At 66.0% G+C, this 22,119-nt stretch carries 17 protein-coding genes and 1 pseudogene; 5 read left to right on the forward strand and 13 right to left on the reverse strand.

Translation table 11 applies throughout. The features are described 5' to 3' along the window. Positions 1-20 precede the first annotated feature (20 nt). The 3 genes from QA609_RS17465 to QA609_RS17475 all read right to left on the reverse strand — a co-directional run bounded on the left by QA609_RS17465 (position 21) and on the right by QA609_RS17475 (position 4,257). The gene (locus tag QA609_RS17465; RefSeq protein WP_278303892.1) at positions 21-1,439 is read right to left on the reverse strand and encodes a deoxyribodipyrimidine photo-lyase; all 1,419 of its coding nucleotides are present in this window, start codon (positions 1,437-1,439) and stop codon (positions 21-23) included. Between the two features lie 54 nt (positions 1,440-1,493). After that, positions 1,494-2,369 (reverse strand): phosphatase PAP2 family protein, encoded by an 876-nt coding sequence (locus QA609_RS17470; RefSeq protein WP_278303893.1) that lies wholly within the window; start codon positions 2,367-2,369, stop codon positions 1,494-1,496. A 142-nt stretch (positions 2,370-2,511) separates the two neighbouring features. Next, positions 2,512-4,257 (reverse strand): ABC transporter substrate-binding protein, encoded by a 1,746-nt coding sequence (locus QA609_RS17475; RefSeq protein ID WP_278303894.1) that lies wholly within the window; start codon positions 4,255-4,257, stop codon positions 2,512-2,514. Between the two features lie 231 nt (positions 4,258-4,488). Here QA609_RS17475 and QA609_RS17480 point away from each other — a divergent pair, with 231 nt between their 5' ends. After that, positions 4,489-5,493 (forward strand): TIGR04024 family LLM class F420-dependent oxidoreductase, encoded by a 1,005-nt coding sequence (locus QA609_RS17480; protein WP_278303895.1) that lies wholly within the window; start codon positions 4,489-4,491, stop codon positions 5,491-5,493. 119 nt (positions 5,494-5,612) lie between these two features. Here the strand turns inward: QA609_RS17480 and QA609_RS17485 are convergent, their stop codons facing one another. From QA609_RS17485 to QA609_RS17500, 4 genes and pseudogenes are all read right to left on the reverse strand, one after another. Then, positions 5,613-5,942: a hypothetical protein gene (locus QA609_RS17485; RefSeq protein ID WP_278303896.1), complete on the reverse strand. Its 330-nt coding sequence runs from the start codon at positions 5,940-5,942 to the stop codon at positions 5,613-5,615. A gap of 269 nt (positions 5,943-6,211) precedes the next feature. Then, positions 6,212-6,904, reverse strand: coding sequence for a 6-hydroxymethylpterin diphosphokinase MptE-like protein (locus tag QA609_RS17490; RefSeq protein ID WP_278303897.1), 693 nt, complete (start codon positions 6,902-6,904; stop codon positions 6,212-6,214). A 387-nt stretch (positions 6,905-7,291) separates the two neighbouring features. Then, a pseudogene (gene folP / locus QA609_RS17495) lies at positions 7,292-8,143 on the reverse strand (dihydropteroate synthase); the annotation flags it as partial. Positions 8,144-8,283: 140 nt separating this feature from the next. After that, the gene (locus QA609_RS17500) at positions 8,284-9,513 is read right to left on the reverse strand and encodes an orc1/cdc6 family replication initiation protein (protein ID WP_278303899.1); all 1,230 of its coding nucleotides are present in this window, start codon (positions 9,511-9,513) and stop codon (positions 8,284-8,286) included. Between the two features lie 1,131 nt (positions 9,514-10,644). Between QA609_RS17500 and QA609_RS17505 the strand changes: the two genes are divergently transcribed. Beyond that, the gene (locus tag QA609_RS17505; protein WP_278303900.1) at positions 10,645-11,427 is read left to right on the forward strand and encodes an RNA methyltransferase; all 783 of its coding nucleotides are present in this window, start codon (positions 10,645-10,647) and stop codon (positions 11,425-11,427) included. Between the two features lie 150 nt (positions 11,428-11,577). On the opposite strand, the gene QA609_RS17510 is transcribed toward QA609_RS17505, so the two are convergent. Together QA609_RS17510 and QA609_RS17515 are read right to left on the reverse strand one after the other, a co-directional pair. Beyond that, the gene (locus tag QA609_RS17510; protein ID WP_278303901.1) at positions 11,578-12,276 is read right to left on the reverse strand and encodes an HTH domain-containing protein; all 699 of its coding nucleotides are present in this window, start codon (positions 12,274-12,276) and stop codon (positions 11,578-11,580) included. A gap of 122 nt (positions 12,277-12,398) precedes the next feature. Further along, complete coding sequence (locus QA609_RS17515; RefSeq protein ID WP_278303902.1) at positions 12,399-13,466, reverse strand: EamA family transporter; 1,068 nt, start codon at positions 13,464-13,466, stop codon at positions 12,399-12,401. Positions 13,467-13,652: 186 nt separating this feature from the next. Here QA609_RS17515 and QA609_RS17520 point away from each other — a divergent pair, with 186 nt between their 5' ends. The 3 genes from QA609_RS17520 (at position 13,653) to QA609_RS17530 (ending at position 16,985) form a co-directional block, all read left to right on the forward strand. Then, complete coding sequence (locus QA609_RS17520; protein ID WP_278303903.1) at positions 13,653-14,132, forward strand: Lrp/AsnC family transcriptional regulator; 480 nt, start codon at positions 13,653-13,655, stop codon at positions 14,130-14,132. A gap of 185 nt (positions 14,133-14,317) precedes the next feature. Then, positions 14,318-15,532 carry a S8 family serine peptidase gene (locus QA609_RS17525; protein WP_278303904.1) on the forward strand — a complete coding sequence of 405 codons (1,215 nt, stop codon included), beginning with the start codon at positions 14,318-14,320 and terminating at the stop codon, positions 15,530-15,532. Between the two features lie 118 nt (positions 15,533-15,650). After that, a complete protein-coding gene (locus QA609_RS17530) occupies positions 15,651-16,985 on the forward strand; it encodes an MFS transporter (RefSeq protein ID WP_278303905.1) in 1,335 nt (444 codons plus the stop codon). A gap of 71 nt (positions 16,986-17,056) precedes the next feature. Here the strand turns inward: QA609_RS17530 and QA609_RS17535 are convergent, their stop codons facing one another. The 4 genes from QA609_RS17535 to btuC form a co-directional block, all read right to left on the reverse strand. Continuing rightward, the gene (locus QA609_RS17535; RefSeq protein ID WP_278303906.1) at positions 17,057-17,563 is read right to left on the reverse strand and encodes a DoxX family protein; all 507 of its coding nucleotides are present in this window, start codon (positions 17,561-17,563) and stop codon (positions 17,057-17,059) included. Positions 17,564-17,813: 250 nt separating this feature from the next. Further along, positions 17,814-19,682, reverse strand: a complete 1,869-nt coding sequence (gene gatE / locus QA609_RS17540; protein WP_278303907.1) for a Glu-tRNA(Gln) amidotransferase subunit GatE — start codon at positions 19,680-19,682, stop codon at positions 17,814-17,816. 102 nt (positions 19,683-19,784) lie between these two features. Further along, positions 19,785-21,098, reverse strand: coding sequence for a heme ABC transporter ATP-binding protein (locus QA609_RS17545; RefSeq protein WP_278303909.1), 1,314 nt, complete (start codon positions 21,096-21,098; stop codon positions 19,785-19,787). After that, positions 21,095-22,117 (reverse strand): vitamin B12 ABC transporter permease BtuC, encoded by a 1,023-nt coding sequence (gene btuC / locus QA609_RS17550; RefSeq protein ID WP_278303911.1) that lies wholly within the window; start codon positions 22,115-22,117, stop codon positions 21,095-21,097. The genes QA609_RS17545 and btuC overlap by 4 nt, the downstream gene beginning before the upstream one ends. Positions 22,118-22,119: the final 2 nt, after the last annotated feature.

The raw sequence follows: 22,119 nt of genomic DNA on the forward strand, positions 1-22,119 counted from the left end.
AACCGTTCAGTACGGTCCGTCTACCCCTCGTCGCGAGCCCGTTCGAACGCTGCGATCGCTTCCTCCCGCCTGCTCGCGTGGTCGACGATCGGATCGGGGTAGTCGGGGGCGAGTTCGGTTCGCTCCTCGGATGCGAGCTCCGGCCACTCGTGGATCCGATCGGCCGGGACGTCCTCGAGTTCCGGGACGTGCTCCCGGATGTAGGCGGCGTCGGGGTCGTACTCCCGGCCCTGTTTCGTCGGGTTGAACACTCGAAAGTACGGCTGGGAGTCCGCTCCGGTCGAAGCCGACCACTGCCAGCCGGCGACGTCACTCGAGGTCTCGTGATCCGCGAGGTGGCGCCGGTACCAGTCGTACCCCTCGCGCCAGTCGACCAGCAGATCCTTCGTCAGGAACGAGGCGACGAGCATCCGAACCCGGTTGTGGACCCAGCCCTCGGAGCGAAGCTGGCGCATCCCGGCGTCGACGATAGGGTAGCCGGTCTCGCCCGATCGCCAGGCCGCCAGCTCGTCCCGGTCGTTTCGCCACTCGATATCGTTCTCGTAACCGCTGAAGTCCTTCGTGACGGTCTCGGGGTTGAACGCCAGCACGTGAACGTAGAACTCTCGAAACGCCAGCTGACGGCGAAACGCGACGACGCTCTCGCGGGCGTCCTCGTCGGGCGCGTCCTCGAGTGCCCGTTCGGTTTCGACGTACACCTCTCGGGGGCCGATCGTCCCCCACTTGAGATGCGTCGAGAGCCGGGACGTCGACCCCGCAGCGGGGACGTCCCGCTCGTCCGCGTAGCGGTAGATCGCCTCCGAACAGAACGTCTCGAGGCGCTCCCGTGCCGCGTCGCGACTCACCGTCGGGGGATCGGCGTCGGGTTCGTCGAACCCGAGTTCCGAAAGTGACGGGATCGGGTCGACCTCGCTCTCGCTTTCGTCGGCGAGGTCGGCGAGATCGGCGGCTGTCGGCTCGGGCTCGGGATCAGCTTTCTCCCGGTCGCGCCACTTCTTCCAGAAGTAGGAAAACACCGAGTAGTGTTCGCCTTCGTTCGGCGAGATCGATCCCGGCCCGTGGTGGAGTCCGTCCGTGACCGACTCGTGATCGATCCCCTCGTCCTCGAGGGCCGTCCGGACGGCCTCGTCGCGCTCGCCGGCGAGTCCGCTGTAGTCTTCGTTCCAGACTACCCGGGCCGCATCGCGTTCGGCTGCGAGGGCGGGAACCACTTCCCTCGCGTCGCCGCGAACGACGAGGAGCTCGGAGCCGCGGTCGCGGTACCACGCCCGGAGATCGGCGAGCGCCTCGAGGAGACAGGCGACCCGGATCGGCGACGCGTACTCGAGAACCGTCGGATCGAGGACGAACAGGGGAACGACCCGGTCAGCCCGGGCCGCTCGAGCGAGGCCACGGTTGTCGGTGCCCCGCAGGTCCTTGCGGTGCCAGTAGACGATCATAGCGGGTGTGACGCACCCGGGGGGCAAAGTCTGGGACCCTTACTCGATTGGGAGTCACTCGCTCCCTGGTCTCCCGACCCGATCGAGCCGCTTAGCGAGGTATCGGCGACCGGTGGAGACGATCCCGTCGACGGTGTAGTTGACGCCGATGTAGACGCTGACCAGGGCGAGGACGGTCCCCGCGACGACATCCAGGAACCAGTGGATGCCCAGGTACATCGTCGAGATCGCGACACTGACGGCGAGAAAGCCGGACAGCGGAACCCACAGCGGGTAGCGGTCGCGAGTCAGCCAGGCGAGAAAGAACACCGTCATCGATAGCGACGTGTGCAGCGACGGGAAGACGTTCGTGTTCTGGTTGACCTGGTTCGTGAGCGTTCGCGACTGCGGGAAGGCGTCGTACAACAGCGGCTCGAACAGCAGCGGATCGAAGTTACGGGGCCCGTAGGCGATAAAGAGGATGTAACAGAGCAGCCCGATCCCGTAGTTGGCGGTAAACGCGAGCAGCAGCGTCGACAGCTCCTCCATCTCGTCGAGCGCGAAGTAGGCGACGATCGGGAACAGCAACAGGAAGGCGTAGCCGTAGATATAGATGAAGACGAAGAACTCGGTCAGTGCCTCGGTCTGGATCGACTGGAGGAGAACGACCGGCGTCTCGCCGAGCAGTCGCTGCTCCAGTGCGAACAGCGTATGGGTGATGTTGTGGCCGATCACCCGACGCTCGAGACGCAGGACGACGTCCCGGGTGGACCACCGCAACGCGAGCACGACCCCGAGCGCGGCGATCGGCAGCAGGCACGCCTCCAGGCGCCACCGGTAACCCCGAACTGCGTCCACGAGGCGTCGGGGCCCGACGAACACGAGCGTCGCCGTGACGAGCATCGTCGTCACGACGAGCGCGAGTTCGAGGACGACCTGGGCGAGGGTCATACGGGATACGTACGTCACGGGAGACATTAATACGGCCCGGTCGGATCGTCGACCGCGTCTCACACCGACGACTGGACGCCGTTTTCGGAGCGACCACGGGCCCCGTGGCGGTCGATCCGGGTACTCGGTACGACACCCCGTCTCACTCGAGCAGGGCGCCGTCCTCGTACCGGTAGTTCTCGGCCTCGAAGAGCGACCGCGCCTGGTCGGCGTCGACCTCGCCGTCCGAGCCCGGGAACGTGGTGAGTTCGGTCTCCTCGTCGGCCAACTCGCTCTCGTGAACGCCGAACAGAGAACCCAGCGATCGGGCCGGCTCCGCGAATCCGTCGAACAGTTCGGCGGCGGCGTGCTCGCGGTCGAGCAGCCGCGAGAGGAGCCGGCGGAAGTGGGGATTGCCGAGCTGCTCGTGATGGCTGTTGTAGCCGACCATGTAGAACGCCTCGGTCTGTGTGGTCAGTACGGACCGGCCCGACAGCTCGCTGACCCTTCCGGTTTCGTCGGCCGGGAGCGGGGTCCCCGTGAGGTCGATCTCCTCTTCCTCGAGCAGGTCGACGACCGCCCCCGAGTTCGGCGCGATAGCGAACGTGATCCCGTCGAACTGAGGAAACTCCTCGACGATCGAGGGCCCGTCCTCGGCGTCGTAGAGGACGTGGTCGGTGAACGGAACGAGCTCCACCTCGGCGTCGTCGGTGACCGCTTCGAGTTCGAACAGTCCCGAACCGACCGGTTCCTCGTTGTCGTGGACGAGCGCCTCGGTCTGGCGTTCGCCGACGACGGTCGATCGGGGTTCCCAGACGTGAGCGGGTAACACCGGAATCTGAAACGCCCGGGGTGCCGTCTCTCGGTTCGCGGTTCGAAACGAGAACTCGGCCGTCCGGGAGTCGACCGCCTCCACGCTCTCGACGAGACTCTGCTGGCCCCGGTACTGGGGTGCGGGAACGCCGCTCTCGGTGTCGCCGAGCGACGTGTCCCGGAGGAACCGGTGGGTGAACGCGACGTCCTCGGCGTCGAGAGACTCCCCGTCGTGCCAGCGCTGGTCGTCCCGCAGGGTGACTCTCGCCTCGAGCAGCGAGCCGTCCCCCCACTCGACGTCCTCGGCCAGCCAGGGGATCGCCCCGTCGTCGGTCCGATACACGAGCGGATCGTAGAGCAGCGCCAGCAGCGCGGGAATCTGGTTGGAGTCGACGACGATCGGGTTCAGTCGGCTGGTGAGCGCCTCGCCGAAGACGCCGACCTCGAGCGGACGGTCCCACGGTCCCTCGTCGGACGGCTCCGAGAGGATCTCGAGGTAGTCGATCGGTCGGTACGGCGGGCCCGAAACGGTCTCCGACAGCGTCGCTCCGACGGCACCGATTCGAGACGGAAAGGCGACGACCGTGTACGGAACCGTTTCGGTAAGGTGTTCGAACAGCTCCGAGAGCACCCCGTCGCGGTCCCCTCCTGTGGTGGTAAGCTGAGCCTCGAGCAGATCGTCGGCGGTGACGTCCGAGAACTGAAACGGGTTCTGCCAGCCCGCTTCGGTGGCGTACCGGGAGTGTAACAGACCGCGAAGCGCGTCGTACTCGTCGATTCCGTCGTGTCTGGCGACGAAGACGTCGTAGTCCCCCTCCAGCAGAACGTCACGGTACAGCTCCGCCTTGGCGATCGGCTCGAACGTCGCGTCGATCCCGGCGGTCTCGAAGTTCTCTCGGAGCCGGCTCGCGATCTTCGCGGCGACGATGTCGTCGTCCGCGGGGACCGCCTTGATCGTCAGCGAGACCTGCTCCGGACCGGGGCTCTCGGCGCGGGACCAGAGCCTCTCCGTACAGCCGGCGAGCGAGCCGGCGATACCGGTGGCGGCCCCTGAAAGTACTCTCCGACGCGTCGTCGGAGAACCGACGTCCTCCATATACGGAACGGTATGGTACCGTCGTGTATAGGACTTACTCCCGAATCGACAACTCGAATATCGACCGTACGAGGGATTTACCGCGCCATATCCCGACCTGAACTGTTCCCGGCGGGCGGAGGAAACGTTAAGAGAGTTGATTGTGTACATCAGATCCGTCTCCCGTCGCGACTCCCGGTCGGGTTCGATCGCGGATCGATCGAACTCGTGGGAGCCGACAGCGTGATCCCGATGACAGACAGAAGCCTTCACCTTCCGGTCGCAGCACAGCCCTCGGTCGACTCGCTCGTCGAACTCGCGGCGCTCGGCGAGTCCCGCGGTTACGAGTACGCCTGGCTCCCCGAGACCTGGGGTCGAGACGCGGTCACCGTCCTGACGGCGATGGCTCGCGAGACCGACGAGATCGGGCTCGGCCCGAGCATCGTCAACGTCTACTCCCGGTCGCCGGCGTTGCTCGGCCAGACGATGACGACCCTCCAGGAGGTCGCCGACGGACGGCTCCGGGCCGGAATCGCGCCGAGCGGCCCCGCCGTCATCGAGGGCTGGCACGGCGTCGAGTTCGATCGCCCTCTCCGGCGGACCCGCGAGTACCTCGATATCATGCGCGCGGTGATGAGCGGGGAGACGGTCAACTACGACGGCGACATCTTCTCGCTGGCGGGGTTTCGGCTGCGCTGTGATCCCCCGTCCGAACCCGTCCCGATCGACGCCGCGGGAATGGGACCGAAGTCGGTCGAGCTCGCCGGTCGGTTCGCCGACGGCTGGCACGCGATCGTCTTCACCCCCGACGGGCTCGAGGACCGCCTCGAGGATCTCCGGCGCGGGATGGAGCTCGGCGACCGCGATCCCGAGGACGTCCGCGTCACGCTCTCGGTAACGGCCTGTGCGCTCGAGGACGGCGATCGAGCCCGCGACCTCGCCCGCCAGCACCTGGCGTTCTACGTCGGTGCGATGGGAACGTACTACCGGGAGTCACTCGCCCGTCAGGGGTACGAGGAAGCGGCCAACGAGATCGCCGCCGCGTGGGCCAGCGGCGAACAGGACCGAGCCGTCGATCGGATCCCCGACGCGCTGCTCGACGACCTCGGTGCCGCGGGAACGCCGGAGCGCGCCCGCGAGGAACTCGAGAAGTTCGCGGCTATCGACGGCGTTGACGATCTCGCGATCGGGTTTCCCCGCGGCGCCGATCGTGACGAGATCGAGGCGACGATCGAGGCGGTCGCGCCGGATCGGTGAGTCCGGTGTCCTCACTGCGACTACCGCGGACGAACGAGTTCCCCGCCGACAATAGCTGAAACGCGAACCGGAGAACCCCTCGATGCAGAGGTAGGTGGCTACGGGCGCCGGCCGTTGCGCTACCGGGGCGCGATCCCGTAATCGACGTGTACCTCCGGGGTACTCGCCGAGTCGGACATCTCGACGCCGTTCCAGTCGACGACGTAAACGTTGGCCATCTGGCCCGAAAAGCGAAACCGTTGGACGCCGACCTCGATCGTTCCCTCCGCGACTCCGCCGGAGACGACCGTCCCTTCTGCGACCGGATCCTCCGCGAGCATCTCGATCTCGCCGTTGACCGCGATCTCGAAGTTCGACGGCACCCCGCGGCCGACGATCGTAACTAGGTTCGGAAGCCGATCGTCCCGGCTCCCGGAAGCATCGTTCTGCACCGAAGTGTCGGATGACATAATTCCATAAGTTGAGCATCTCGGCATAAGCTTTCTTGTCGACTAAAAAGTAGCTCAAAATGAAAGACAACGTTTCGAACGAAACCTATCCTGGAGACAGCCAGTTTCGGTTATCGCCGCCTTCTGAGCTGTCTCGCGGCCACTATACGGAAGAACGTCTATCTTGCATCATAATAAGGATTTCTGATACGGAAGGGCAAGGGGAGGAACTCGCGACGCGGTATCGACAGCCGATAGCGGAACGTCTCGGGGAGGCCGGCGACGGGTGGTTACTCGAACGGGAGCAGTGTCGTCTCGATATCCGCTCGCCGCCCGTCCAGCACGTCGAACCGATCGCTCCGTCGGCGCTCGAGCCAGTACAGCAGCCGTTCGGCCCACTCGAGTTTGCGGGCCTTCGTCGGGTCGACGGACGGATCGTCGAACGTCCAGCCGACGAACCGGAGTCGGGCGGCCCCGAGGTGGTCCGCGAGGAAGGCCGCCCGGTCGCCGTCGGTAAAACCGCCGGGATTCCGAACCGAACCGCGGGGCGCGACCTGCGTCGTCGGCAGGAGCCACTCGCCGCGACAGTCAGGGACGACGGCCCGGAGCTGCGGGACGTTGTCGCCGTGGGCGTGAACCGCGACCGGTGTTTCCCGCTCGGTCAACCGCCTGACGGTGTCGGGGTTCTTGTCCAGATCGGTGATCATGCAGTCGACGTCGACGCCGGCCTCGAGAAGGATGTCGGCGGCCGTCGAGGCGGCGAAGACGATGTCGGCCTCGCGAGCGCCGTCGAGTTCGTCCGACAGGCTCGGGCCGGCCCCCGCGATCGCGACGGTCGCCCCGCTGGCCGCGTCGAGGCGCTCGAGGTCGAACGGCTCCGTGAGCGAGGCCAGGACGTCCCGCGCGCGCTCGTCGTCGCCGCGGTCGTAGCCGAAATCGCGGCGGATCGCCTCGTACACCGGTTCCCACTCGTCGAACTCCATACACGTACTCCACGCTGCTGGCGTATGTGTCTGTGCGTTCCACTGATGGCGTGTGTATCTGTGCGTTCCACTGACGACATGTGCGTCCGTGCGTTCCACTGACAGTATCTGTATCCGTGCGTTCGACGGAGATCGGCGTCGTCACTGGTCGACGTAACGCCACAATAATTCCGTGTTGTGGGCCGGGCGTCGCCTCCAAAGTACCCCTACCCGGGAGACCGCCCGGCGTCCATCACGTCCTTTCGGAGCCTCCGACATAAGCTTTCTCTTGATTTACCAGTTCGGTTGAACGGATCGGAGCGGATCGATACCGCCTGCTCTCGGCGAGAATCGCGTCGAGACCGCCGAGCGCCGAGCGGTCCGTGCTCCTCAGTCGGTCCGGCCGCCGAACGCGTCGGCGATCACGGCCGCGTCGCGGGTCTCGGCGACATCGTGGGTCCGAACGGCGTCGGCGCCGCGTTCGATCGCCATCGCAGTCGCCGCCAGGCTCGCCGGCAGGCGCTCTCCGGTCTCCCGACCGACGAGGTCACCGAGGAAGTTCTTCCGGTTGATCGAAACCAGAATCGGCCGCTCGAGGGCCCGAAATTCCGCCAGTCGACGGAACGTCTCCCGGTCGTCGTCGACGGTCTGGGCCTCGCTCCAGCCGCCGAAGGCAGGGTCGACGATCGTCTTGTCGGTGAGACCGTTCTGTTTCAGCGCCTCGTACACCTGATCGACGTACTCCGCACGTTCGGCCCACTCCGGGGACTTCCGGGCAGCCCAGTCGGTTTCCTCGACCGCGCCGGGGCGTTCGAGGTCGGGTGGGCTTGCCATCTTCCCGACGGCGGCGTCGTGGGCCTCACAGACGGCCGGCATCTGCGGATCCGCGAACCCGCAGATGTCGTTGACCATGTCGAACCCCCGCTCGAGGGCCGCGTCTGCGACCTCGTGATACCGGGTTTCGATCGAGAAGACGGCCTCGCCCTCGACGCGGTCGATCGTCTCGCAGGCGACGTGGAGTCGCTCGAGTTCCTCCTCTGCCGACAGCACCTCGAAGCGCTTGTTCGCCGACTCGAGGCCGACGTCGACGATGTCGGCACCCTCGCCGATCAGTTCCTCGTCTACGTACCGGGCCGCCTCGCCGGGGTCGTCGTAGACGCTCGGATCGTACGGCGACTCCTCGCTGACGTTCAAGACGCCCATGATCCGGGTCGGGTAGCCGTTGCCGATCCCGACTCCGGCCGCGTCGACGCTGTCCATACCCGGCCCTGAGGAAGCGAAGTAAAAAGGCATCGCGGTCCCGGCGAACGACGCGGTCGGGGCGTTCCGGTCTCGAGAGTGGAACGGACAACGAACGCGGTCCCGACGAGAGCAACGGGCTGCCGACGCCGATCGGTCGCCTACGAATCGTCCTCGAGCGGGGCGAGCCGCGAGTCCCGGAGCAACACCTTCTTGACGATGACGGGGTTCTCGAGCAGGCGGTGTTTCGCGTGGGCGCCACGGCCGCGTCCCCGTCCCTCGCGCTCGGACTGGATGACGTTCAGGAAGTTTTGCTCCTGCAGGATCTCCTGAACCCGCCGCTCCGAGAGCACGTCGAAGTCGAGCCGGCGGGCGACCTCCTTGTACTGGTTGTAGATGATCTTCGTCGGGAACTCCTTCTCGGAGCTGTTCTCGGTCAACAGCGTCAGCGAGTAGAGGATCGCCTTCGCCTGCTGGGGCGAGCCCTCGATGAGTTCGTTGAACCGATCGGCCTCAGTCTTCTCCTTGGCGTCGCGGACGTGATCGGCGGTGACGCGGTCGGCGTTCTGTTTCTTCGCGATGCGGCCCGCGTTCCGGAGGATGTCGATCGCCTTGCGGGCGTCGCCGTGCTCCTGGGCCGCGAGGGCAGCCGTCAGCGGGATGACGTCCCCTGAGAGCACCTCGTCGTGGAAGGCGTCGCGGCGTTTCTCCAGAATTTCGACGAGCTGATTGGCGTCGTACGGCGAGAAGACGAGTTCGTCCCGCGAGAGACTCGACTTAACCCGCTCCGAGAGGTGATCGGGGAAGTCGATCTTGTTCGAGATGCCGATGATCCCGATGCTCGAGTCCGAGATCCGGCGGTTCTCGCCCGCTCGCGAGAGCTTCCGGAGCACCTCGTCGTTCTCGAGCATGTCGATCTCGTCCAGGATGACAATGGTGACGTCCGTACAGCGATCAACGGCCTGCCAAAGCCGCTTGTAGTAGTCGCCGGTCCCCAGCCCACGGTCGGGAACGGTGATTCCGCTCTGTTCGGGATCGTTGACTAACTGGGCGATCGTCTTGACGATCGACGCCTCGGTGTTCTGTTCGCCACAGTCGATGAAGGCGTAGTTGACCGTAACGTCGTCGCGCTTTGCCTCCGATATTACCCGCTTGGTCACCGACCTCGAAATCAGGGACTTGCCGGTTCCGGTCTTCCCGAAAATAAAGAGGTGGTTCGGCTCACTGCCGAAGATAGCGGGGTTCAGGGCGTCCGCAACACGTTGCATCTGCTCGTCGCGACCGACGATCCGGTCCGGGCCGGGCAGATGCGTGATCTCGAGCAGCCGCTCGTCGGCGAAGATCGGATCGTCGTATCGGAAGAGCGGATCACGGTCGTCGTTCGCGGACATTGCAGTACCCTGTCCCTTCCAACCGGACTAAAATAAAGGTATGGAGATCGGTCGCGGATGTAAACCAAGCGCGTGAGTGTCTCTATACCGCATCTAAAGGCCGCCCACTCGATCCGACCGATATCGCCGGCCTCGCGCTTGTGAACGGGGCGGAGGCGTGGGAACCTCCGACGGGCACCCCCCTCGCGGATGTAACGGGTTCCGAGCCCCGCTACCCTGCAGGAACCTCCGGCCGCCTTCTCGGCCCGGAAGGGAAGAGGGGTCCCGGAAATCAGCATTGGCCGTCTAAGTGGTCGAGGGCAGCGTTATTGCCGGTCTCTGTTTCTGTCAACCGATTCGTGGGAGGACACACACCCCCCTCGCGGATGTAACGCCGAACGGGTGGGGGGTCTCGAGCTGAGGGCGGAAATTCGACGGTTTCTATCGCTGAGAATACACATTTACAACCGCGACGGAGGTGTGTAGCCGATCAGAACCCCCCCACACCTGTACGGCGTTACAAACGCGAAGGGGGTGTGTCCCCTCGGAACGGAACGCTCGACCCGGGTGAACTGGCTCGAGACGGTCGCAACCGTCGAAGAAGGAAAGGAGTGAACGGACGGAGGAAGTTCTCTCACGGTCGAGAACGATCACAGACGTCGGTTAGCAGTAGAGACGGCAAGTCGAACGACGTTCGGGAGTTGGCCTCGGCGTATTACTACTACTAGACTAGTTCTTCTTACTAGACTAGTTATCTCTTCTCCTCCACCCAACAACCTATACACCTATTCTACCTATTGTAACCATTCTATCTATTGGACAAGTTCTACAACCTACACCTATCTATACTATCGTAGAAATCCTCCAATCCTCCTCTATTCACCCCTCCGAACACCTCTATTCGCCCCTCCGATGACGTCGCTCACCGAGAGAAACACCTTCTCGTGACGACGCCGCCAGGCCGACTCGCTCTCGCTCCCACTCGAGCGCTCCCCCTCGAGTCAGCTTCCGGCTCGAGACGCGTCCGGGATCAGTCGACTTTTGCGAGCGGCCTCGCTACCGACGGTATGAACCGCCGACTCCAGTCTCGCCCTCGAGTCGACGCTCGCACTCGAGTACGCCGAAACAGCTTCCGCCGTCGACGGCCGAACCATGACTGAACCGATCGAAGCGACCACGGACGACCCGAACGCGACCTCCCCTGACCGAACGCCGCCATCGGTCGCCATCGTCGACGCGAAGACGCCGGGCAACGTCGGTACCATCGCCCGCGCAATGAAGAACTTCGGATTCGAGGATCTCCTGCTGGTCGATCCCCCGGAGCTCGACCCCGACGGCGAGGCGTACGGGTTCGCGGGACAGGCTCGAGAGGATATCCTTCCGAACGCGACCGAGCTCTCGTTCGACGAGCTCGCCGAGAGCCACCATACGATCGGCTGTACCGCGGTCACGAACGAGGACGACCGCAGCCACATGCGCTACCCCTACTCGACGCCGGCCGACCTGGCCGAGCGACTGCCGACCGTCGAGGCGCCGACGGCACTGGTCTTCGGCCGCGAGCGGGTCGGCCTCACCAACGAGGAACTCGCGCGGATCGACGAGATCTGTGCGATCCCCGCGAGCGAGGATTATCCCGTGTTGAACCTCGGTCAGGCCGCGACGGTGACGCTGTACGAGCTTCGCAACCTCACGCTTCCCGCCGACGGCACGCAGCTGCCTAACCTCGAACGCACCCGAGCGCCGGAGCCCACCCTCGATCGACTCTACGACCAGTGGGGCGCCCTGCTCGAGGAGCTCAACCATCCCGACGAGAAGCGCGACAAGACGATGCGAATGCTCCGGCGAGTGTTCGGTCGCGCGGATCTGACCGAACGCGAGGCGAACACGCTGCTCGGGGTTCTCCGCAGAGCGACGGAGCGCCCTGCCGAGGACTGAGATCCGTTCGTTATCCGGAAACGAACCCGTTCTCTATCGGACCACGAACCCGTTCCCTATTCGAAGACGGACCACGCTTCTCTCGAAAAACGCATCGTCGAGCGTGAATGATCGACGCTTTGCATTCTACAAATTCGGAGTTTGGCGGCTCTATCGGTCCGGAATCCTCCGGACGGGTTTCCGATCGGAGACGCGTTCTACCGACGTCCGCGTGTAGCCCCCGTCCTCGGTAATCGTCCCGGTCCACCCACAGTCCGGACAGGTCACAAGCCCCTGTCCGTCGACGAGCCGTCCGTCACAGTCGGGACAGTCCTCCGACCGCGGCGAGGGCGCCGTCTCGATGCTGCCGTCATCGCTCTCGAGACCGTCCGTCCCTACGTCGCTACTCTCGCCGACGCCGATCGGCCCCGTCGACACGAGACCCTCACCACACCGGACCCGGGCGATCACGTCCTCGGCCGTAATCGTCTCCTCGCCCGTCGAGTGTGGGTAGACGGCGACCAGTTCGTCGTCGGCGTAACACTCGAGACACAGCAGCGGGGTCACGAGGACCTCGCGGCGCTCGTCGGTCACCTGCGAGGTCGTCGTACGGGTTCGGAACGGCGGCTGGATCGAGACGTTCCGCCGGTCGGCCCACTGCTCGAACCGGTCGTAGGTCTCGAGGACCTCCTGGTAGGGACTGTCGTCGGACAGTCGCACCTCCTTCGGCCAGCTTCGCACCAGCAGTTCGTCGATCGTTCCTTCCTCCTCGCAGGCGCGCAGGCTCTCGACCTGACTGTCGATGGGCTCGAGCAACAACGGCGCCCGCACGTGGCACACTACGGTCAGTGTTCGTGTTTGTGCGTTCATACTGGGTCCCCTCTGTCGTGTGAGCTAGCCGACGTTACTTCGTATAAAACTTTGTGAGGGTGCTTCTCGAGGTGTTCGGTACCAATTATCGTAGGAAGCGCCTCGTTGTCGGTGCCGAGTCCTCAGTCGGCGCTCGACTCCGGACTGACCGCTTCGGTATCGCAGGGGACACCGCCGTCGGTTCTGGCCTCGGGAGGGGACGAGCGTCGAGTCTCGATCGAGTTTCGCAGCGTCCGAATTCCGGTGACCGGACGTCGAAGCGCCTCTGGTCGACGTTCGAGGACGCGAGCGAGCCGTCGGCGCTTGATAACGGCGAAGCCGGCGAGAATCGTCACCAGCCCCAGTACTGTCAGCGAGTCGACGACGTAGCCCAGCAGCACCCAGCTCACGCCGATCGCGACGGCGGGCTCGGCGTACCCCACCAGCGCGACCTGGGTCGGCCCGGCCCGGTCGAGCAGCTGGAAGTACAGCAGGAAGGCGAACACGCTCGAGACGAGCGTCAGGTAACCAAACGAGAGCACCGCGGTCGGCGTCACGTCGATCGCTGCGACCGACTCGCCCCGAAGGGGCGCGCCGACCAGCAACACCGCCGCGCCGACGAGCATCGCCCAGGCCTGCAGCGTCTCGAGGGGGAGGCCGGCGTCGAGCGGACGCGCCAGGACGGTCCCGACCGCGAACGCGATCGCGGCGCCGAAGACGAGTCCCGCACCCAGCAGGAGCTCGGTGTCGAGTCCCGTCGGCGAGGGACGAACGACGGCGACGACCCCGATCAGGCCGAGCACGAGGCCGACGACACCCGCGGACGAGAGTCGCTCGCGCGGCAGGATCGCCCCGGCGAACGCCGCAGTGAGGATCGGCGCGGTGCTCGCGACCGTCGCCGCGATTGCACCCGGAACGTACAGTTCGCCGACGTACAACAGCGCGTGGTAGAACGCGATGAGGAAGATCCCCGCGACGCCGACCGAGAGCCACTCGGCTCGGTCGGCGGGCCGGAGTCGATCGGTCACGAGGGCAGCGTAGCCGAAGACGATCAGTCCCGCGACGCCGTAGCGGAGCCCGGCGAACAGCAGCGGAGGGACGTACTCGAGGCCGATCTCGATCGCGACGAAGGAAGTTCCCCAGCAGATCGCGAGGATCGAGAACAATACCAGATCTCCGTATCCAGACCGAAAGAGCGCGTGTCGAATCATGAAACGTTCGAAATCCGTCGTCGTACTTAGACCCTTCTACAACGACCCTCTCGAAACCGGATGCAGAATCACACATATGAATTCGATACGAATCGAACCCCGAAAGGAAGGGAATCTATTAGAGGAATATACAACATCGGGGCTGCGAGTCGAAACACCGATCACGCTCTCGGCCGAACTCGAGGTATGGACGAACGCGACGTGCGCCTGCTGAAAGCGATCTCCGAGCGCGAGACGGGCAGCCCCGAGGCGCTCCACGAGGCGACAGGGATCCCGGTGTCGACGATCCACTACCGGCTCAACAACCTCCGCGAGGAGGGGATCATCGCCAACGACCGCTACGAGATCGATCTCGAGGAGCTCGGCCTCGACGTGACGGTCATCGTCGAGATCCACGCCGACTACAAGGGCTCCTACGAGGAGTTCGCGGACCGCCTGCTGACCGTCGAGGGAGTGACGAACGTCTACTTCACGATGGGTGAGACCGACTTCATCGTCGTCGCCCGCCTCAGCGAGAGCGGGATGGTCGAGCGACTGATCGCCGAGTTCGAACAGCTCGAGGGGGTCGACCGCACCGACTCGACGTTCGTGATCTCGGCGATCGAGGAACGGGAGGCGTTACAGAGCTACGAGCTGGAAACGCTGCTCGAGGAACTTACCGAGTAGCACCGGCTGGTGACGCCCGTCCGTCGAGTCGGAACCGTTCGACAGTCGGGTCGAAGCCCGGCATCGTCCGGGGCGCCGCGGAACTGTTCGACTGTTTCTCCCCATCGCAAACTCGGCGATGTCTATATCTGCTTTAATTATAAAGGAAAATTATTATCATTGGATCGTTTCTTGGTTCCGAGAGCATGGTAGATAATATCAACCGGCGAACGATCCTGTCGGGAGTCTCGATGGGGATCGGACTGGTGACGATCGGAACGGCGAGCGCGGACGAAACCCAGGCCCAGTACGTCGTCGCGAGCGGGAACCCCGGCCAGCTCGAGCGATCCGGGTTTACGGTCGTCCACGAGATCACGGGCGCAAACGTCTACCTCGTACGGGGTCCCGAGGACGAGGACCCGACGACCGTAAACGGCGTCGAGGCCGCCTTCGAGGACTTCGCCTACGGGTTCGATCGGCCCGCGGAGCCGACCGCGGCCGAAACCGAGGGCGATCTCGCGGACGAGCAGTGGGACAAGCATCTGATCAACGCGTTCGACGCCCACGAGTACGCGACCGGCGAAGGGACCAGAATCGGGATCATCGACACCGGCGTCGCTGACACCCATCCCGATCTGGGGAACGTCGACACGGACGCCAGCCGAGCGTTCGTCGGCTGGGAGGAGGGCGACCACACCGGCGACGTCCAGTACCACGGCACCCACGTCGCCGGGATCGCGGGGGCGACCGGCGAAACGGGCGTGACCGGCGTGGCCCCGGACGCCGAGATCGTCTCGCTTCGAACCTTCCCGTCGGAGGGGCCGCTCCTCGCGAGCGTAGGTGACACCTTCCTCGCGCTCGATCACGCGGCGGAGCAGGGGCTCGACGTCGTCAACATGAGCATCGGGAGTCCGCCCCAGCCGCCCCGGGAGAATCAGGAGGGGTACCGCATCGCCCGCCAGCGGGTCGTTCGCAGCGTCGCCCAGCGGGGCACGGCGGTCGTGGCGAGTGCGGGCAACGACAGCCAGAACCTCCAACAGGGCGGCTGGATCAGCCTGTGGGGGACGCTCCCGCGGGCGTCTTCGATCAGCGCGACCACCGCGGACGACGAACTCGCGGAGTTTTCGAACTACGGAGCCAACGAGATCTCGGTCGGTGCGCCGGGCGCCGACATCCTCTCGACGTTCGATCCCGACAACGAGGCGCTTCCCGGGGAACTGTACGCGAGCATCTCCGGCACCTCGATGTCCGCACCCCAGGTCGCGGGACTCAGCGCCCTCGTGCGCGAACTCGAACCGGACGCGAACGCCAATCAGGTCGAGAACGCGATCGAGCGCGGCGCGACGGACAACGGACGGGGCGGTCCCGAAACCGGCGCCGGACGGATCGACGCCCTCGAGACGGTTCGCTTGCTGCGCTGAGCGACCGCGTTCGGCTAAGGACCCATCGCCGACGCCGTTCCGCCAATCGACTGACGGCAGCAACGCTCCTCCCCCCGCCCGGGGGGATTTTTACACCGGGGCTGACTGAACTTCTACCATGGCACAACAGCAGGCCGAAGTCTCCGGCCCGCTCGACGCGTTTCGGCAGTTCTTCTCGCTCCAGCGGGACGTCCTGGTGCTCTCGCTTGCGATGTTCGCGTTCAGTCTGGGCTTTCAGATGACCAATCGCTTTCTCCCGGACTACCTGGTGTACCTCGGAGCCGGAGGATTCGTCGTCGGGCTGTTCGCCACTCTGGGCAACGTCATCGGCGCCGTCTACCCCTACTACGGCGGGGTCGTCTCCGATCGCGTCGGCTCGAGGTACGCCCTGACCGTCTTCGGTTTTCTCTCGACGTTCGGCTTCGCGATCTGGCTGGGCTCCGCCTACGTACCCGCGATCGATCTCGGTGTCATCGTCTTCGAGCCGTGGGTGTGGGTGTTCGTCGGTCTACTATTAGCGCAGTGCTGGAAGTCGTTCGGGATCGGCGGCCACTACGCGATCGTCAAGCAGGCGACCGAACCCAGTCGACTGGCCCGCGGGTTCGCCAGCACGGAGACGTTCCGGCGGACCGCCTTCCTGATCGCCCCGCTGATCGTCGCGGCGCTGGTCGCCGACCAGCTCATGCCCGGCTTCCTCTGGGTGCTCGTAATCGCGATCGTCTTCGCCGTCCTCGGGACGATCGTCCAGCATCTGCTGTACGAGGCCGACGCCGACTCCGTCGGCAAGGAGTTCGAGGGCGTCGGCCAGATCGTCGACGACCTGCAGGCGCTTCCGGACCCGCTGCGACCGCTGCTGGTCGCCGACACGTTCGTCCGCTTCGCCAACGGGATGGTGTACGCCTTCTTTATCCTCGTGATCACCCAGCTGCTCGAGATCGGACTGACCCTCTCTCTTCCCGTCGTCGGCACCATCGACCTCTCGCCCGCTGCCTTCTTCGGCGTGTTGCTGGGAGTCGAAATGCTGGTCGCGCTGTTGACGATGGCCCCGACGGCCAAGGTCGCAGAGTACGTCGGTCTCAAACCGGTCGTCGGACTGGGCTTTTTCGTCTACGCGATCTTCCCGGTACTGCTGATCTTCGGTCCCCAGTACGTCGGCGGAATCGACGAAACGTGGCTCCTGATCGCGCTGTTTGCCTTCTCGGGACTGCGTTTTGCCGGCCTGCCCGCTCACAAGGCACTCGTGGTCGGCCCGGCCGAACAGGGAGCCGGCGGCCGCGTAACGGGATCGTACTACCTGATCCGCGGCGCGATCGTGATTCCCAGCGGCGCGCTGGGCGGGTTCCTCTGGCAGTTCGTCGACCCCGAACTCTCCTTTACGATCGCCACCGTCATTGGCATGATCGGCGTCGTCTACTTCGCGATCTTCGGTCAGGAGTTCGAGGCCTACCAGTAGTTCGCCAGTTTTTCGCTCGATCCCGTTCTCTCGCTCGGTGAACGCGAACCGATGATCCCAGCTGTTCGGCTCTACACGCCAAGCGCACGGACGGTCCGTCCGAGGATATCCGGCCGATCGGCCAGCCGATGATCGAGCGACCACTCACCGGGGCCGACGATCAGGACGAACACCGACGTGACGAACATCGTGAAGTCGAGTCGCCACGCGTACAGGAAGCCCCACAGGCCGGTGAACTCCTGGCTCACGCCGACAAACGGCCCGATCGGCGTCCCGAGCAATACCGGGATCTTGGTGAGCAGTATCGCGTGCAACGCGGCGATCGCGAGCAGGAGCGCCGCGAGCCGACTCAGCAATCCGAGCAGGAGCAACGCGCCGCCGACGATCTCGAGTACGGCGACCGATCCCGCGACGAGTTCGGGCGCGGGAAAGCCAAGATCCGCGAATCGGCCCGCACCGCGTTCGCCCGGATTGACGAACTTGTTGAGCCCTTCGGTGAGAAAGACGAACCCGACGGCCAGTCGAACGAGCACGAACCACGGCGAGTTCTCCGACTCGACGAGATCTGCGATGCGCACGTATTTTGCGTGACGATACAGACTGATAGTAGTCGTCTCCTGTTCCCGGAACGTAGGAACTCGAGCGGAACGTATCCGCGGTCGGGAAGGTTGCGGTCGCCGTTCCTCCCACCGGTTTCGACCCGCCAGCGTGTCGGTCGCTCGGCTCGAGAGAGGAGCCCGGAACGGGTGGCCAGTCCGCTGCAAACGCTCTCGTTCTCAGTCGTTCAGTCGGTTCGGAACCGGGACACGAGCGCCCGGACCGTCCGGCTCAGGCCCGCTGCTGGATCTCCTCGCGCAGCAGCCGACTGACGAGGTCGCCGTCTGCCTTCCCGCGAAGCGCACCCATGCACTCGCCCATGAGTCCGGAGAACGCCTGCATCCCCTCCGCTTCGACCTGGTCTTCGTTTCGCTCGACGACCTCGACGACGGCCTCGCGAACCTCGCCCTCGTCGGCACCGCCGAGTCCTTCCGCCTCGGCGGCCTCCTCGGCCGTGCGATCGGGCTCCTCGGCCAGCGCCGCGAGCAGGTCGCCCACGCCCTCGTTGGGGAGGTCGCCGTCCTCGACCATTCCGAGGACCTCCTCGAGGTGCTCGTCGGTCAGGTTCTCGACAGGGACGTCGTCCCGTCGCAGCTCGGTCAGCGTCGACTCGAGAGTCGTCGCGGCCAGGGTCGGATCGATCCCCTCCGAGGTGACGTTCTCGAACAGCGGCATCCGGCGGCCGTAGGCGACCTGCTCGGCCAGCCCCTCGCCGAGGTCGAACTCGTCCTGGTAGCGTTCGACCTTCTCGGTCAGGAGCTCGGGTTCGGGCACCTCGCTCGGATCCGGCTCGACGGGCGGGACGTCAGTCTCGGGGTACATCCGCGCCGCGCCGGGCAGCGGGCGCAGGTAGCGGGTCGTCCCGTCGTCGTTCGCGCCGCGGGTCTCCTCGGGGACACCCTCGAGGGCCGTCCGCGCGCGCTCGGCGACCGCCTCGATCGCCGACTCCGCCGTGCTGGTGTCGTCGGCGACGATGGCGACCGCGTCCTCCGGGTCCGCACCGACGGCCTCCCGGAGCTCGGCGACCTCCTCGTCGGTGACGCCGTAGGCGGGCAGCTCGTCGGTGTGGAAGATCCCGCCCGCGCCGTGGCGCTTCGCGTGATCCGAGAACTCCGTCCCCAGACGGCGGTCGGGGGCGATCTCGCGGCCGACGAGGCCGTCGAACCCCTCGAGGAGAACCGCCATTACGGACCCACCGGAGCTCAGGGCACCGCCGATGACGCCGCTGTCGGTATCCTCGAAGACGTCGCTCGCGTCCTGGATCGCGCCGACGGACGCCTCCCGCTCCGCGAGTTCGTCGCGGATCTCGACGAGTTCGACCTGGCGGGCGACCTCGTTGCGGACGATGTCGTCGATGTCGTCGAGGCTCTGGACGCCCTTGATCTCGACGCGGGCGCCCTCGGCGATCGAGACGTTGACGTCCTGGCGGATCGTCCCCAGACCGCGCTTGACTTTCCCCGTCGAGCGAAGTAACATCCCGATCCGCTCGGCGGCCTCGAGGGCTTGCTCCGGCGACGAGATGTCCGGACTGGTACCGATCTCGACCAGCGGGATGCCGAGCCGATCGAGACTGTACCGGACGCCGTCGTCGGTTTCCTCGACGCGCTGGGCGCTCTCCTCCTCGAGCAGCAGATCCTCGATCCCCACCGCTCCCTCGCCCGTCTCGATCTCACCGCCGGTGGCGATCAGCGTCGAGCGCTGGAACCCCGACGTGTTCGAGCCGTCGACGACCAGCTTTCGCATGACGTGGGCCTGATCGACCGGGTTCATCTCCATCAGCTGGGCCACCTCGAGGGTCGTCTCGAGGGCCTCCCGATCGAGTTCGTGGGGCGGCTCGTCGTCCTCCTCGACGAGGCAGGTCGAGTCGTACGCGAGGTACTCGAACTCGCGATCGACCTTGCTCTCTTCGAGGGCCGCGTCGTCGATCTCGCCCAGCTCGCTGCGGGTGGGGTGGAGGTAGCGGGTGAACCGCCGCGTCGATTCCTCGGGTTCGCGCAGTTCGGTCGGACACTGGCAGAACAGCTTCGTCGCCGTGTCGAGTTGCTGGTGGATCTCCAGCCCGGCGACGAGTCCGAGCTCGTCGTAGTCGTACTCGGTCATTGACGGCCACTCTGGGGCGCGAGGGTAAAAAACCGTTCAGTCCGACCCGGGACGGGAACGGGTCGCCCGCCCGACCCTGTCGGCCCGTTCGTCCGCACGAACTCAGTCGTCATCGGCCTCGAGCTCCGTCCTCGACGGCTCCGGACGAGCTGCCGCCTCGGCGACCGCCTCGAGGACCTCTGTCGGCGACGCCACGACCCCCCGCCCCCGGCAGCGCTCGTACAGCGCCCGCGCTCGCTCGCCCGCGTGGTTTCGCTCGGCGAACGGGCGGTCCTCGAGGACGACGAGCGACTCCCGGCCGGCGAGTTCCTCGAGCAGCAGCTGGTTCCCGGCGCCGACCTCGAGGTCGGCGACGACCGTCACGTCTGCGGCCTCGAGCGCCTCCCGGACCGCCGTTCGATCGTCTGCCGAGAGCGGAGCGAACGGCTCGACCGTGATCGTTTCGAACCCTTGCCCGCGGGCGAGCTCGGCGGCCGCGTCGCCGCTCGCGACCGGGCCGACCGTACACACACAGTCGGCCGCGGCGAGTTCGGCGACGACGCTCGCGGCGGTCGAGCCGCCGCCGACGACGTGAATCCGATCGGGAACAGTCGTCTCGGCGTTGGTCGCCCGCAGCGCGGTCACCGTCGGTGTTCCCGTCACCGGACTCTCGGTCACGACCGCGTTGGCGTCGAACGCCGCGTCGAGGACGTCCCGGTTCAACACTGCCTCGGGCGGTCCCGACTCGAGGACTCCTCCTTCCGAGAGGACGACGAGTCGATCACAGTACCGCGCGGCCAGGTTCAGGTCGTGGATCGCGGCGACGGCGGTTCGACCCTCCGCGACGAGCTCGCGAACCAGCTCGAGGGTCTCGACCTGGTGGTTGACGTCGAGACTCGCCGTCGGCTCGTCGAGCAGGAGAACTGGCGTTTGCTGGGCGATCGCCCGCGCGAGGACGACCCGCTGGCGCTCCCCGCCGCTGACCTCGTCGATCGGTCGGTCGGCGAACTGCGCCGTGCGAGTGCGCTCGAGGGCGCGGTCGACCGCCGTCCGATCGCCCTCGCCGGGCGGCGAAAAGCGCGAGCGGTGGGGGTACCGTCCCATCTCGACGACGGTTCGGACGTCAAACGAGAAGGAAAGACGGGTGTTCTGGGGGACGACTGCGACCAGCCGGCTCGCGGCCTTCGAGGACCGCTCGCACAACGGTGCGCCGTCGACGTCGACGACCCCACGATCTGGCTCGAGCGAACCGCTCATCGCTCGAAGTAGCGTCGTCTTCCCGGCGCCGTTGGGGCCGACCAGGCCGACGAACTCGCCGGGCTCGACCGACAGGGAGACGGCCTCGAGGACGTCGGTGTCGCCGAGCGAGACCGCGACGTCCTCGAGTTCGACCCGCGCGCCGTCGGTCGCCGCGAGAGACCGCGCGTCGTCGCTCACAGCGCGTGCACCTCCCGGCTCGTCAGCAGGTAAAGGAAGAAGGGCGCGCCGACGGTCGCGGTGACGATGCCGACGGGGACGATCGGCAGCCCGAACGCGCCGACGCGAGCGACGGTGTCGGCGATCACGAGGAAGGAGGCTCCCGCGAGCGCGCTGGTCGGCAGCAGGATGCGGTGGTCGGGGCCGACGATCAGGCGCATCATGTGGGGAACGACGAGGCCGACGAACCCGATGACGCCGGCGACGGCGACCCCCGCGGCGGTGACGAGACTCGCCAGCGCGAGCAGGAGGAGCTTGGTTCGCTCGACGCTCACGCCGAGGTGCTGGGCGTCCTCCTCGCCGAGCAGGAGGACGTTCATCTCGCGGGTGTAGGCGCCGAGCACGAGGACGCCGACGAGCGTGACGGGTAACGCGAAGCCGACGTCGCCCCAGCTGCTTCGGTGGAGATGGCCCATCATCCAGATAACGGCCTCCCGGAGGTTCTCGCCGCTGTGGACGACCATAAACGAGATCACCGCGCCGAGAAACGCCTGGATGGCGACGCCCGCGAGCAGCAACGTTGCGACCGGGGTCCGCCCGCCCTCGGTCGCGATGGCGTAGACGAGGAAGGCGGTGACCAGGGCGCCGACGAACGCGGGCAGGTGGACGCTCCCGATCGGCACGAGCGCCGGAAACGCGATGGCGGCGACGGCGCCGACCGCAGCTCCCGAGGAGACGCCGATGATCGACGGATCCGCGAGCGGATTTCTGAAAAAGCCCTGCATGACCGTCCCCGCGGCCGCGAGCGCGAAGCCGACCGTCGCGGCCAGCAGGATACGGGGTAGACGGACGTCCGCGACGATCGTCTGGTGGGTCGCCGGCACCTCGTGGACGCCGACGCCGGCGAGGTTGAGGATCGCCCGCGAGACGGTCAGCGGATCGATCCGAACCGGGCCGAGCGCGGCGCTCGCGATGACGACGCCGACTAGTAGCGCCGAGAGCGCGACCGACCACGAGACGAGACGACCCGGGCGAAACACGG

The sequence above is a fragment of the Natronococcus sp. A-GB7 genome, assembly GCF_029688865.1.
In the GTDB taxonomy this organism is placed as follows: Archaea; Halobacteriota; Halobacteria; order Halobacteriales; family Natrialbaceae; genus Natronococcus.